At 51.3% G+C, this 13,962-nt stretch carries 11 protein-coding genes; 5 read left to right on the forward strand and 6 right to left on the reverse strand.

Features of this window, described 5'->3' with window-relative positions; genetic code table 11:
• The first annotated feature begins 55 nt into the window (after nt 1–55).
• Together CF651_RS06160 and CF651_RS06165 are read left to right on the forward strand one after the other, a co-directional pair.
• The gene (locus CF651_RS06160; protein WP_094013974.1) at nt 56–1,123 is read left to right on the forward strand and encodes an ABC transporter substrate-binding protein; all 1,068 of its coding nucleotides are present in this window, start codon (nt 56–58) and stop codon (nt 1,121–1,123) included.
• A gap of 302 nt (nt 1,124–1,425) precedes the next feature.
• Nucleotides 1,426–4,821 carry an immunoglobulin-like domain-containing protein gene (locus tag CF651_RS06165; RefSeq protein WP_179232703.1) on the forward strand — a complete coding sequence of 1,132 codons (3,396 nt, stop codon included), beginning with the start codon at nt 1,426–1,428 and terminating at the stop codon, nt 4,819–4,821.
• A 73-nt stretch (nt 4,822–4,894) separates the two neighbouring features.
• Here CF651_RS06165 and CF651_RS06170 read toward each other — a convergent pair whose 3' ends face one another.
• From CF651_RS06170 to CF651_RS06180, 3 genes are read right to left on the reverse strand one after another with little or no spacing between them, the layout of a single operon-like run.
• On the reverse strand, nt 4,895–6,019 hold the full coding sequence (locus CF651_RS06170; RefSeq protein WP_094013976.1) for a Ger(x)C family spore germination protein: 1,125 nt from the start codon (nt 6,017–6,019) through the stop codon (nt 4,895–4,897).
• The gene (locus tag CF651_RS06175) at nt 6,019–7,119 is read right to left on the reverse strand and encodes a GerAB/ArcD/ProY family transporter (protein ID WP_094013977.1); all 1,101 of its coding nucleotides are present in this window, start codon (nt 7,117–7,119) and stop codon (nt 6,019–6,021) included. The genes CF651_RS06170 and CF651_RS06175 overlap by 1 nt, the downstream gene beginning before the upstream one ends.
• Nucleotides 7,116–8,621, reverse strand: a complete 1,506-nt coding sequence (locus CF651_RS06180; protein WP_094013978.1) for a spore germination protein — start codon at nt 8,619–8,621, stop codon at nt 7,116–7,118. The genes CF651_RS06175 and CF651_RS06180 overlap by 4 nt, the downstream gene beginning before the upstream one ends.
• A gap of 207 nt (nt 8,622–8,828) precedes the next feature.
• Between CF651_RS06180 and CF651_RS06185 the strand changes: the two genes are divergently transcribed.
• Nucleotides 8,829–9,611 (forward strand): nucleotidyltransferase domain-containing protein, encoded by a 783-nt coding sequence (locus CF651_RS06185; protein WP_094013979.1) that lies wholly within the window; start codon nt 8,829–8,831, stop codon nt 9,609–9,611.
• Nucleotides 9,612–10,639: 1,028 nt separating this feature from the next.
• On the opposite strand, the gene CF651_RS06195 is transcribed toward CF651_RS06185, so the two are convergent.
• The gene (locus CF651_RS06195) at nt 10,640–11,446 is read right to left on the reverse strand and encodes a Ppx/GppA phosphatase family protein (protein WP_094013981.1); all 807 of its coding nucleotides are present in this window, start codon (nt 11,444–11,446) and stop codon (nt 10,640–10,642) included.
• Complete coding sequence (locus CF651_RS06200) at nt 11,428–11,868, reverse strand: hypothetical protein (protein ID WP_094013982.1); 441 nt, start codon at nt 11,866–11,868, stop codon at nt 11,428–11,430. Before CF651_RS06200 ends, CF651_RS06195 begins: the two co-directional genes overlap by 19 nt.
• 188 nt (nt 11,869–12,056) lie before the next feature.
• On the opposite strand from CF651_RS06200, the gene CF651_RS06205 reads away from it, so the two are divergent.
• The gene (locus tag CF651_RS06205; RefSeq protein WP_094014113.1) at nt 12,057–12,539 is read left to right on the forward strand and encodes a PCYCGC motif-containing (lipo)protein; all 483 of its coding nucleotides are present in this window, start codon (nt 12,057–12,059) and stop codon (nt 12,537–12,539) included.
• Between the two features lie 45 nt (nt 12,540–12,584).
• Here the strand turns inward: CF651_RS06205 and cdaS are convergent, their stop codons facing one another.
• Nucleotides 12,585–13,193 carry a sporulation-specific diadenylate cyclase CdaS gene (gene cdaS / locus CF651_RS06210; RefSeq protein ID WP_094013983.1) on the reverse strand — a complete coding sequence of 203 codons (609 nt, stop codon included), beginning with the start codon at nt 13,191–13,193 and terminating at the stop codon, nt 12,585–12,587.
• A gap of 121 nt (nt 13,194–13,314) precedes the next feature.
• On the opposite strand from cdaS, the gene CF651_RS06215 reads away from it, so the two are divergent.
• Nucleotides 13,315–13,776: a DUF6884 domain-containing protein gene (locus tag CF651_RS06215; protein ID WP_094013984.1), complete on the forward strand. Its 462-nt coding sequence runs from the start codon at nt 13,315–13,317 to the stop codon at nt 13,774–13,776.
• The last annotated feature ends 186 nt before the right edge of the window (nt 13,777–13,962 follow it).

Consider the following 13,962-nt stretch of genomic DNA (forward strand, 5'->3'; position numbering starts at 1 on the left):
ACGATGTGTAACCGTATTCACAATGAAAGTTGATCGAAGAAGGAGAGGAAACGCCATGAAGCAAAAGTCGGTAGCGATAAGGGGGAAGGTTCGCTTGATTCCGGTCGTCGGCGCACTGCTGATGATGCTTGGTTTGCTGGTGTCCGGCTGCAATCCGGCATCTGCCCCCTCGCCGAACCTTCCGGCCGCGGACAAGGAGCTGGCCGTGCAGGGGAGCAATGGAGCCGGGCAGCCGAATGCGCGCCCGATTGTACTAGGCTTCTCGCAGCTGGGCTCGGAGAGCGATTGGCGCAAAGCCAACACGTCCTCTATCGTGGAGGCGGCTAAGGAAGCCGGCATTCAGCTTCGGCTGGAGAATGCGGAGCAATCGCAGCAAAGGCAGTTCGAGGCCGTCCGTTCTTTTATACAGCAGCAGGTAGATGTGATTGCTATTGCACCGGTCATTGAATCCGGGTGGGACCCGATTCTTCGGGAAGTGAGGCAGGCGGGGATTCCCCTCATTATTCTCGACCGGCTGGTGGAGGTAAGCGATCCATCGTTGTACATAACGTTTATAGGCTCTGATTTCTATGAGGAAGGCACGAAGGCCGGCAAATATTTACTGGATAAGATGAGTGATGCTGCCGGTCCTGTAGGGATTGTTGAGCTGCGGGGGACCGAGGGCTCGACCCCTTCCATCGCCAGAGGAAAAGGATTTCGCGATGCACTGAAGGAGCGCGATCTGTTGAGGGTCATCCAGAGCGAAGCCGCCGATTTCACTTATAAGCAGGGGAAAGAGGTGATGCGGTCCTTTTTAAAAGCCAAAGGGAAAGAAATCCGCGTGCTGTACTCGCATAACGATGATATGGCTCTAGGGGCTGTGGAAGCGATTGAGGAATACGGACTGAAGCCGGGTAAAGATATTATTATTATATCGGTAGACGGCACCAGGAAGGCGTTCGAGAAAATGATGGAAGGCAAAATCAACAGCGTCGTCGAATGCAACCCGCTGCTCGGGCCGAATCTGATGCAGGCCGTTAATGAGCTGATGCAGGGCCGGACCTTGCCGAAAAAAATTATTACGCCGGAAAGTATTTTTACCGAAGCGATGGCGGAGAAGGAAGTCAAGAACCGGAAATATTGAAGCGCGAAAGTGTACTGAAGGCTTGACAAGGCAATCATGAGATATGCAGCATGTATGCAGAATCCGCGTGATGTCCGGTCAAGCTTCTTGCATGTAAGAAACCCTTTTGCACATAAGAAAGCCGTTGGAGACATAAGGGAGTTGTATGCGCTTTCATTCATTATGGAGAGGGACAATCATTTGAACCTAATTAAATATTGAACATCAAGTAGGGTGAGGTCTTTGAGGTCATGGGAGTTGGATACTCGACAGGGTATCCTGCTCCGTTAAAAAGTTATGATTCGAACCTTGAGGAGGTACATATGAACAGGTCTTCCAGCAAGCTGACTTTACATTGGTTCGTCATCTTCAGCCTTGTATTCGGCTGTTTGACAACCTTGGCTATTCCCGCACCCGCCGCTTCGGCCGCTGTGGCCGATACCGACCTGCTGCTGCATTATGACATGATGCATATGGAGGGAACCAGGGTGAAGGATCAGACGGGACGCTTCGACGGTACATGGGTGAATCCTCAGAATGCAGAATGGATTCAAGGCTCGGAGGCCGGAGCGATCGGTTTTACAGGGGACAAGTCGGCTACCTCCTACATTCAACTGCCTGAGGGGATATTAAACGGACTAACCGATATTACCGTTTCGGCTATGGTGAATTGGAAGGGCACCAGCGCTGCGGAGTGGCTGTATGCTTTGGGCCAGAGCGATACGAAATATATGTACTTCACACCGAAGTACAATGCCGATAGCTCGGCGCGCTTCGGTATCGCGACGAATGGCTGGCGGAATGAAGTGTCCGCCAAAGCTTCTACGCTGGCATCGAACAACTGGAAGCTGATCACGACGGTCCTTTCAGGAACGGATGGGACGTTGACGCTTTATATCGATGGAGCGGTTGCGGCTACCGGCTCGACCAATGGCTTCACTCTGGACCAAATCCGCAATACAAGCGGTCCGAGCGGCTACATCGGGAAATCGATGTATACCGCAGACCCTTACTTCGGCGGGATGGTCGGCGATTTTAAAATATATAAGCGCGCTTTGTCTGCTTCTGAAATCAGCGGCCTGCAATCAGAGCTTGCCCAGCGCAACTGGAAAGGACTTATGGTCGATTACTCAGCGAATGCACTGGATTACTCAGATTTCATCGGAAGCAACCCTGGCAAGGAGAAGATAAGCACGAACCTGCAGCTGCCGTCGAGCGGAAAATACGGAACAACGATTACATGGGAATCGCAAAACCAGCAGGTCCTAACAAACGATGGCGTTGTGAATCGGCCGCCTGCGGACAGCGGGAACCAGGATGTGATCCTTATCGCCTCCATCACAGACGGAACGACGGTTGTGAAAAAAAGCTTTACGGTCACTGTGCTTCGCAAGCTCAGCGCGATGGAAAGCGTCACCGCGGATGCCCAGGCGCTGAAGGTGAACAATATCGGAGATGTCCGGGGGAATTTGACCTTGCCGGTGAAGGGAGAGAACGGCTCGACCATCACCTGGCTGTCGGATAATGCCTCTGTTGTCAGCCCGAGCGGCGAGGTTCATCGTCCGGCACACGGCAGCGGGGATACGACGGTGAAGCTGACAGCCAAGCTGAGCAGCGATGGGGGTGTCTTAACCAAAGGCTTCTTGGCCCAGGTAAAAGAGCTGCCGGCTCCGCAGGATTACGCAGGGTATGTATTCAGCTATTTTACCGGCGAAGGTACTTCAACGGGAGAGCAAATTTATTTTGCGCTGAGTCAGGGGAACGACCCGCTGCATTGGCAGGAATTAAACGGCGGGAAGCCGGCTTTGACCTCCCATATGGGGGAAAAGGGACTGAGGGACCCGTTCATCATCCGATCGCCGGAGGGAGACCGCTTCTATCTTATCGCAACGGACTTGAAGATGTACGGCAGCGGCAATTGGGATGCGGCACAAAGAACCGGCAGCCGGTCCATTATGGTATGGGAATCGAAGGATTTGATCCATTGGTCCGATCAGCGGATGGTACAGATTTCTCCGTCCTCTGCAGGCAATACATGGGCTCCGGAAGCTTACTATGACAAGACGACCGGTGAGTACGTGGTGTTCTGGGCGTCCAAAATTTATGATAACGAGGCCCACACCGGCAGCACGTATCAAAAAATGATGTATACGAAGACAAGGGACTTTTACACCTTTACCGAGCCGGCCGTGTATATAGACCGGGGCTACTCGATTATCGATACGACGATGACCGGGTACGGGGGACAAATTTTCAGAATCACGAAGGATGAGAGGAGCAATACGACGTCTACGCCTAACGGCAAGTTTGTTTTTGAGGAAAAGGGCGCTTCCATCTTCGATCCGAACTTTACGATGGTTAAGGAAGGGATCGGCAAAGGCTCGATCAGCCAAGGCGAGGGACCGACGATCTTCAAGTCCAATACGGAAAACAAATGGTATCTGTTCATCGATGAATTCGGGGGCAGAGGCTATGTCCCGTTCGAAACGACGGATCTAAGCGCAGGCAATTGGACCTTGTCCTCCAATTACAGCCTGCCTTCCCGTCCGCGTCACGGAACGGTGCTTCCGGTTACGCAGGCCGAGTATGACGAGCTGCTGGTTCAGGTGCCGGCAGTTCAGCAGCCAAGCACGGATGTTCGCGTAACAGGCATTGCGCTTGAGAGCCCTGCACAAGCTCTGCAGCCGGGAATGCAAGCCCAGCTTCAGGCTGCCGTCTCTCCTGCGGATGCAGCCAACAAGGCTGTCGTGTGGAGCAGCAGCAGGGAAGATGTCGCGAAGGTGGATGAGACAGGAAAAGTTACGGCCTTGAACGAAGGGACGTCTTACGTTACCGCGGCAACGGTAGACGGGGGCTACCTGGCTGTCGCCGAAGTGAAGGTGTCTGCTTCCGGTGAAACGGGCCATGCGTCCGCATCCTTCAGCGGAGACAGCTTGGTTACTGCAGGGCAGCCATTCGATGTGATCTACAGCTTGAGCGGCTTAAGCGCGAATACGCTTGCTCAGGATGTGACGTTTACTTACGATCCGTCTCATTTGGAATGGATCTCCGCAGGCTCGGCGCGGGACGGCGTCCAGATTGTTCATCAGAAGGCTGCCGCAGGCGAAGTCCGCTTGCTTGCCGTTTACTTGGGCACGGCATCGAACGGCCCGTCGTTCAAGCTTTCGTTCCGGGCCAAGGAACGGCTCGAGACGGTGCCATCCGCCATTGCAGCCGTGAATATCACCGTTGCCGATGCCTCCGGCAAGGAGACGGGAGTACAGCGCGCGGAGCACAGCTTTGCCATCCACGGAAGCGGACGTGAAGCGCTGGAGTCGCTTATTGCGGGTGCCCAGGCAAAGCATGACGCAGCGGTGGAGGGGATCCGCACAGGACAATATCCGAAGGGCTCCAAGGCCGTGCTGCAGTCGGCGATCAACAGCGCCAAATCGGTTGCAGCCAGCCCGGCGGCAACGGCAGAGCAGATCGCGCAGGCGATTCAGCAGCTGAATGCCGCCGTCCAAACGTTTGCCGACTCCGTCAATAAACATCTTCAGGGAGACCTGAACAACGACGATAAATTAAGCGTCGGCGATCTGGCCGTGATTGCCCAAAATTACGGCAAAACCCGGCAGGATGCGGACTGGGCGTCGGCTCAAGCCTGCGACCTGAACCGTGACGGGAAGGTCGACATCGAGGATCTGGTTGCTATTGCCAACCATATTCTGGAGCCGGAATAAGCAGCATGGGTCTCAAAAAGCTAGAAGGAGCGCCATGGACGCGAAGGTCCATGGCGCTTTTTTTCTTGCAAGCTTATTTTACAGGCCCCATGGAACTGATCTGCACAACTGCGGTCACATGAATGTCGGAACGGGACAGTTCTTCGCTCCAATGGTCCTTTACCTGCTCGAATGCTTTAAATTCATAGGCTCTGGCATACATGCCCAGGCCGATCGGATCGATTCGGTGCTTCTGGAATTCACGGATCAACTCCTGAAATTGATGCTGCGTCTGCTTTGAAACTGTCTTTTCCAGCTCCTTCGTGTGACGCATCATATCATAAGGAAACAAACGCTCCGACAGTGCGGCGGTTATTTTGATTCGAATATCGAAGTGGAATTTGCTGTTTTTAAACGATGGTTTAATTTTCGTATCGATTTTCTCGGCAGAAAAGCTGACCGTATCGGTGTCGAAAGGGCCGGTTTTAGGTTGGTTGGGAACGGGGAACGTCAAGCTGACCCCTGCTTTGGCTTTCCCTTTCAATATATTCAGAAGCACTGAGTCCTGCTGCCCCAATGTGTGGGCATATCTCCCCCTTTTGTCCAGCAGCACGGTGCCCTGCATTTTGATTTTTGTCTTATGCAGCTGGACCTCCGCGATAGAGGGAGTGATCCCTTTATCGTACATTTGCCGGTGCAGCTCCTGTATCGTTGTACTGACCGTTTCGCCTCTGCCGCTGTTTGTGTTGACCATCGTCCGCAGCAGGATAGGAATGAGCGGTTCATCCGGAGGAGGCGAATGAATCAGCTCGGCTACCGGGCCGTCTACAGCAATCATGCGGTCCGTTGTCGTATTCCGGGAATCGCGGAAAATGACGTCCATAATCTTAAACCAGTCCGGCTGCTGCAAAATCCTTTTTCCAACCAGGATGACCTGAAAGTTCCTTCCTGATACAGCCCCGCCTGTTTGGGCATCCTGCTCTGCTCTTGATTGGCGAAGGGAACGGGCGATTCCGCTGTTCTCTATGCTTTTTTTCGGGATCGATTTACTGAACACCGGAGAAATGGAATAAAAGTGAAATTTGTTGTTCGGGTCCAGATCGATACCTAATGCGAGCGGCGTTGCAGCACTTTCCAAATCCAGCCGGTCGCTGCAGCCTGCAGATGACAAGAGCGCCAGCGTGAGTGTAAGCATGACGCATAGAAAGCGAAAGGACATTAGACACCGCTCCTTTTCTGGAAAAATTGGATTCCCGATAAGTAAAGCAGCAGACAGGCCGGGAGTACATATTCCATTCCGAATCCGACATACGCCAAAATGAGCTCCAGCCTGTCACTCTGGTTGAACGTGAGTTTATGAAAGTAATACACCATAATCAGAACCAGGCAAACCAACCGTAAATGCATCCGATTGTCCTGTTTCCCGAGGAGCCAGCTGGTGCAGAAGGTGGTCAGGTACATAGCGGGAATCCAGACCAGCGAGAAAATAAATAAATAAAATGAAATGAACAAAATTTCAATCCGCTCTATAAATTTGAACTCGATCGATTTCAGCACGCTGATGACGGGATCGTTGTAAGTATTGATTTCATCGGGGCTGAAGAACAGGAAGCATATGATTGTTATAAACAGGTAAAGCAGCGACGTTAATGTATTAGCGATCAGCATCCCAGTGAAGGCTTTTTCTTTTTTGCGCAGATTGGGGTACAAGAAAAACGCGGATACCATGCCCAGGCTTGGATAAATGGTGGCCGGGATTGCCGAGAACACAGGCCCCCATCCTTTTTTCAGCAGCGGCATCAGATGGAGCCAGTGAGCGTTCTTTAGCGTAAGCATGTAGACAAGCGGGATCCATATCGAAAGAAACACGACAAGCTCGGCATACCTTCCCAATACGCTGGGATGATAACGGGCGATGCTGTAAGTCGGAATGAGCAGTAAAATCATAATGACGTAAGCCGCGGTATTCGGGAGCAGCCATATTTTTACCAGTAGAATGGATCGGGTCAAACCGTCGAAGCCAAGACTTAAAAAATAAAAGGCGAACACAATGGCAGCCATACGGCCCGCCCAGCGGCCCATATACCGGGTTACGAGATCCAGCAGCGTCCCCTCCGGGTGCTTTTTCATGACTTGAATGATAAGGAAGCTGGCGGTTACATTGATCGCCCACCCCAGGAGGAGCGCAATCCAGCCGTCCGTCCCTGCGAATTCAGCTAATTTGCGGGGTAAAGACAAGACGGCCACGCTGACCTGGATGCCGGAAATGATAAAAATAAACTGCATGAGGGAAATGGGGGTTGCTGTATAGCGGTTCATTTGTCCTTCTCTCCCGTACGGCTGGTATCCTGTCGTTTCAATTGAGTCGGAGCTGTGCTAAGCGGTCTGTTCTTCATGAGCCACAGCGGTACGCGGACGATGGTATCCTTCAAATCTTTGAGGCGCATCGGTGCCAGAGGGCTGTTATACGGCATCCCGAGCGTTTTCAATGCAATCAGATGCCCCATCATCACCATCAAGCCAATCGTTAACCCTACGAGTCCGAACATGGAAGCCGCGAACATCAGCATAAACCGGATGAGGCGGACGGCTGCGACCAGATCGTAATTCGGCAGAATAAAGGAAGCGATAGCGGTGAAAGCGACCACAATCACCATAATATTGCTGACAAGACCCGCTTGAACTACGGCTTGACCAATGACAATACCTCCAACGATTCCGACGGTTTGTCCGACGGGAGCGGGAAGTCTGACTCCTGCTTCACGCAGCATCTCCAGCGTTATCTCCATAATGATGGCTTCGATAAACGGCGGAAAGGGAACCTGTCCTCTGGATATGCCAAGTGTGAGCAGCAGCTTCAGCGGGATGATCTCAAAGTTATAGGAAATGATGGCGATGTAGAAGGCCGGCAAGAAGGATGCAACGAAAAATGCAAACATCCGCAGCATTCTTAAAAAAGTCGCAATGTACCATCGCGTACTGTAATCATCCACGGTCTGGAAAAAGGACATGAACGTAGCGGGAGCGACGAACACGCTGGGGGATCGGTCGACGATGACGGCACAGCGCCCCTGTAAAATTTGCGAAGCCGCGGTATCCGGGCGTTCCGTCGTAATGAGCTGAGGAAACAAGGAAAAGGGGCTGTCTTCGATAAACTCGGCCAATTCTCCCGTATTGATGATCACGTCGACGTTGATCTTTTGAATCCGGTTTTCCAGCTTGGACAGGAAGTCAGGATTGACGACATCGGCCAAGTAAAGGATAGAGACCTCCGTTTGGCCGCGCTGTCCGACCAGATACCGCTTCATTTTCAGCTCGCGGTTAGGAATATATCTGCGAATGAGTGCGATGTTGTGCCCTGCGGTTTCAACAAAGCCTTGATGTGCACCCTTTAATGAGGGCTCCTGCTGAGGATCCTCGATCGCTCGCTGCGGCCAGCCTGCCGTATCCAGTGCGTACGCTTCCTGTCTTCCGACGACAAATAAGACGCTGCTTCCATTTAATATAGCCGCTTCGATTTGTTTCATGTCGGTTTGCGGTACGATGTGAGCAATCGTCAGAACAAGCTCGTCACCCGGAATACCGCTCCCGGATTCAAACTGAAGCGGGCGCAGCACATCGTGATTGACAGCGTTTTTATCCGTAAGCCCGTCCAAATAGGCAAGGACAGCCAGCTCGCCGGTTTGTTTAATCTTGAATTGACGGAGGATCAGATCGGGTGTGTCGGTGAACAGATTTTGCAGATCTGACTTGATTCTGGACGGATCGGTGCACAGCTCGCCGATTTCTGTAGTATGCTTTCCGCTCTGATGCTGGACCATCACACCTTACCTCCTTACCCGCCGTGTCCCTCCTCCGCCATTCATGATCTGTTCGGTCGTGTACTCTAATTCCAGAGGAAGCTGTGCCTATTTTACCCAATTGTGGGCCAGCTATTCAGAATTTGGATAAAGTACAGCATCCGGATTGACAAGGATTGGAAACCCGTATACTATTTCTTTCAATCGATAAGGAATGGGGAGATAAGGATGACCGACTATCATGCCAGGATTATGGAAGAGCTTCGTCGAATTGAGCAGGAGGAGCAGGTAAAAATCGTCTACGCCTGTGAATCCGGCAGCCGCGCCTGGGGCTTCCCGTCGCAGGACAGCGATTACGATGTCCGCTTCCTGTATGTCAGGCCCGTGAATTGGTACTTGTCCATATTTGATAAGAGGGATGTTATTGAAAGGCCGATCAGTGATATGCTCGACATCAACGGCTGGGATGTGAAGAAGGCGTTGAACTTGTTCCGCAAGTCGAACCCGCCGCTGCTGGAATGGCTTCAGTCCCCCATGAAATACTATGAGAGCTTTACCGTAGCTGAGCGCATTCGTCGCATTTCACCCCTGACGTTCTCGCCGAAGTCTTGCATGTACCACTATCTCAACATGGCCAAAGGCAATTACCGGGAATATTTGCAGGGGGAGCAGGTGAAGATCAAAAAGTATTTCTACGTACTGCGTCCGATACTTGCTTGTGCGTGGATCGAACAGTTTAACTCGATGCCACCGATGGCATTCGATGAGCTGGTCGAATGGCTTCTTCCCGCTGACAGTGATCTGAGAAAGGCTGTGGAACGGCTGCTTGCAAGAAAAAAGGCCGGAGACGAGCTGGACTTCGAGCCGAGGATCAATCCGATCAATAGCTACCTGGAGGAACAAATCAGGACCTTCGAGCACAAGGCTGTTCTGATGAAGGCCGGAGAGGGGGCGCAGGACGAGGAGCTGGATGAGCTGTTCCGCGCCGCGTTAAGTGAGGTTTGGGGATAAAGACCCGCTATCCGCGCGAGTCCTTTATCCGATTTATTTAAATGAAGATAAACCGAGCAAGAGTAAGGCTTGAACCACTTTCGCCCATCCGCCCAAAAAGAAGTTAATGGTAGCAACGGGACCGGAAGAATCGAGTGCACCGAGCACCTTATTCCTGGACAAGACCCCGATGGCTCCCCTGGCTAATAGTCCGATACCTATGGCCAGCCAGATGCCGTAACTCCAACCGGACAATCCGAATACAGGGTATAGAAGAATGCTGCTTAGCGCAAGACCAATCCATATTTTTTGAATATTCGCTTTGATTAATGATCCCGTGAGGGAGAGTACGGAGCCGGCGATTTGAAGAAAAGAAAATAAATACAAGGAATGGGTGTATTTACTGCTTTCCGCTTGCAGGAACCAGGATGAGATCGCAACGCTACCCATAAGAAAACCATAGATGAAGATAGACTTCCAGCTCCCAGTTAATTTAAAGCTATGTGACTGCATGGAGTAACGGGCAGAGCCGCTACGCGGTGCTGCATCCTCCAGCTTCAGGCAGAGAAACGCTCCAATCATATATAGAAGTGCATTAAAAATACAAAGAAAAACAGGGAAATGCAGCAGCAAGCATCCCAACACTGCACTAACTAATTGCGATACCCAAAATATATTTTGATTGAGCTTCTCCCGGTTGTTGTCGGAGGGAGCCAGCATTTTAAGCCATTTGGAATCCGCACCGTAAATAGCCGGAAACGACAGCCCCATCAAAATTTCAAATAGGATGAGTAGTTCATAGGTTGAGCAGACGCTCAACAGCAGGATGGTTAAGGCTTGAATAAAGGATGCAGCAATGACCGGCCGCTTGGGTCCAAATTTATCGACGAAATAACTCGTCATCCCATCACCGGCTATCATGACTATCGTACCGATGGAAATAGCGGACAAAATTTCCGATGAGCTAAGGCCATTTGCCTGCAGCATAGGGAAAAATACAATCAGATAAGGATTAGCGCAAAGGAAAAGCTTAACAAGCAGCAGCTTTCTCATACTTGCTTTAGAAATCCGTGGGCGATATTCAAGTCGGAAGGCAGAAACTGATCTTTCCTGGACCTTTTTAGAGCGGCTATGACAATGCAGTTCGATGCAACGGCTCCACGCATCCATTTCGAATCGAAAGGCGATCTGCTTTCAAGCTCATCCAACTGCAGAGAGGCCAGCTCACGGGATAGCTTATAAAAGTCAACAGCGGAGCAATATCCATGGTTTAATTGAATGCCGAAGCTTTCGATATACGTTTTCTCTCCTCCGGTGTACGCAAAGCTTTGCAAGGATTCGGGAAGCTGGCGGAATACCCATTCCGTGCAGTCCTCTACCTTTCTTTGATCCGGCGTATCCAACAGATGAAATGTTTGGTTCAAGTCGGAGATGCCGAAGGGCAGCAGCACAGGAAGCTCGGCTTCCGGTTGAATGATTTGAATGCTGCCTCCCCCGACATTCATCACATCCAGCAGCTGCGGAATATGGGATTCCCGGACGGCTTTGCGGAGCAGCTCCGCTTCTTCTTTTTGTGAGATGGTCCTGTAGGTGATGCCCAAGCTTTTGCACGCATTTGAGATTTCGGTGGAGATTGCTGCAGACCTCCTCATCGCGGCGGTTCCGATGGCTTCGATGATCGCATTTTCTTTCCAAGGAGCGATGAAGCTGCCCAGCATTTCTTCCAGGAGGGGGGCATTTCTTCCTTCCTCCAGAAGCTCCCACGTCAGCACGTCAAGCTGTTGAATCTGATCCTGCCGCTCATACAATTTGGCGCTGTGACTGCCTAGATCCAAAATTAGTTGACTTTTAAGCATAAACGATCACCCGCCATAGCTTCTTTGTTGTTTTTCCACCTAGGGAACACATCCTCCATGAGCCTGCAGTAGCCTGCGAGATTGGGGTCGCTTACTTTTTCAACACTTAAGATTTGGAGTCCCATGGCTGCGGCATATCCCATCTCCAATACAGCGGCCTTGCCGATGTAATCATCTATATTAGCTATAACCAAAAAAGAAGAGGCTCTGATTTTTGCGAAAATAGAGTCCTGCAAGGTGCGTGGATCTTCAATCGGATCCTCATCGAGAATAATAAATTCTTCTCCCGGATTCACAATTCCATGACTTACAGGAGCGAGCACGTGTATTCCCTCTTGTTCCAAAAAAGTCTTCACTTCCAGCATTTGATTAAAATGCTTGCGGTACGAGCCGCTAATTACGGTTTTCAATGTGTCCTTCATGCAGGTTAAATCCCCCTTTGGAAAATGTTAATTTTATGTAAATGTCTTACATAGGCTTTGATTCTACACCTCAATAATTTACATTGTCAAGAAAAATTGTTATATTTTTACTTTAATTCGGCGCGTGAATTCATAGATACAGGGTGAGGATTGCTTTATGATACAATGAAGAATGAGGTGAATTTATGATGCGACAATGGACAAAGTATTTGGTTATTCCATGTCTTCTCTTGACAATCACGGCATGCGGCAGCAAGCCGGCGAGCCACGAGCATGAAGCGCATCAGCTGGCGAACGGGGATATTCAGGAGACGACGAAATCGGTTCAGGTGCTGCCTTCCTTTTTGGACAAGAAGGACCCGCAGATGAAGCAGATTTATCAGTTGGCAGCGAGCCATGCCGATTTGCTCCAGTGGATTCCTTGTTACTGCGGCTGCGGCGAGAGTGCCGGGCATCAGAGCAACCAGAACTGCTTTGTTAAGGAAATCCGCCAAGACGGGTCTGTCGTCTGGGACGATCATGGCACCCGATGCAACGTATGCCTGGAAATCGCGGTATACTCGGTGAAAATGAAGCAGGAGGGCAAGACGGATAAGGAAATCCGTTCCTTCATCGACAGCAAATATCAAAAAGGCTACGCTTCGCCTACGAAAACCCCGATGCCCGCCTAAGCGCAAAAAAAAGCCTTTGCGGTGTCAGGCTGATTTCATCCGAAATCAGCGGACAGCAAAGGCGAATAAATTTCCGTTGAGGCTGAACGATGCTCTTCCGGTTTCCTCGGAAACGACAATAACCAGCGCATCACATCGCTCGCTCAAGCCCAACGCCGCACGGTGACGGGTTCCGAGCTTTTTTTCGGTGACAACGGTTGTCGTCAGCGGCAGCACATTGGCTGCCGATACAATCTCGTCGCCCTCAATCAGGACAGCCCCGTCATGCAGCGGACCGCCTGGAACGAAGACGGATTCGAGCAGCGAGTGCGATAAATTCGCCCGGATAGGGACGCCGGGAGTAATAAACGGCTCCAGCGGATCCTCGCGCCGCACGACGATTAATGCTCCGTGCCGGCGTTGGGATAAATTCCGCACACAGTGGGAAATGTCGTTATATTTGTCGGTATACGAGGACAGATAGCATTTTAAATAAAAGGAAGCGGCTAACGATTCGGCCCGGCTGACCTCCTCGCTGAGCTGCTCAAATTCGTTTAATAAGCATTGGTCATCCTGCTCCAGCTCCTGGAGCGATTGCTGCATTCGCTGAATGATCCGCTGAAGCTGGCTTTTCAATTCTTCCTTTAACGGATTGAAATCGCATTGGGAATCCATAGATGTACCCATCCTTCGGTAAGCTATTAGGCGAAGACGCGGATGCTCGAAGCTTTGATCTTATACCCGCTTATAGCGTGTCCAATGGGGTGGAATATTATGTCGGAAGGAGACCAGGTACTTGAACAGGCTATGTATAATTCCGTGCGGCTCCCGGAAAATATGGGACACCTCCTTGTCTGCGGAAGGAAGCTATCCGGCGAGACAGACGTATACCGGAGCCTTGCACCGCAAATGCCAGGCGTATGCCGCGCGGTTTTTCGAAGAGTGGAGTATCTTGTCGGCCAAGCACGGCTTCCTGCTTCCGGATGATGAAGTTCCGGGCAATTATAATGTTGCCTTCGGATCGAAGCACCCGAATATCCTCTCTGTAGAGGAGCTCTCGCGCCAAGCGAGAATGCGCCAGTGGGAGCGAATGGATGAGATTGTCGTGCTCGGCGGCAAAAAATTTACGGCGCTGATCCCCTTGGTATTTCCGGAGGCCGGGCGAATCGTATACCCGCTGGTCGGAAGCAAGGGGATCGGGTACATGCTGCAGAGCCTGGATCGGGCTTTGGCAAGCGATAAGGAATTTCCGGCGTGAGCTTTTGTGCGTGGATAAGAATGTAGGAGGAAGCCCGCACCTGACTCCCTCCCACGCACACAAACGTATAGGATTTACCGAAGGCCCCCGTAAGGCGTTTTTCTCAAAATGCAGGGGAGTAGAGGTGCAGGGAGCCCCGCTTACTTTTTGTGGTATAATACACTTGGCATTTAAGGAGTTTGCCTC

It is taken from the genome of Paenibacillus rigui (genome assembly GCF_002234615.1).
GTDB lineage: Bacteria > Bacillota > Bacilli > Paenibacillales > NBRC-103111 > Paenibacillus_S > Paenibacillus_S rigui.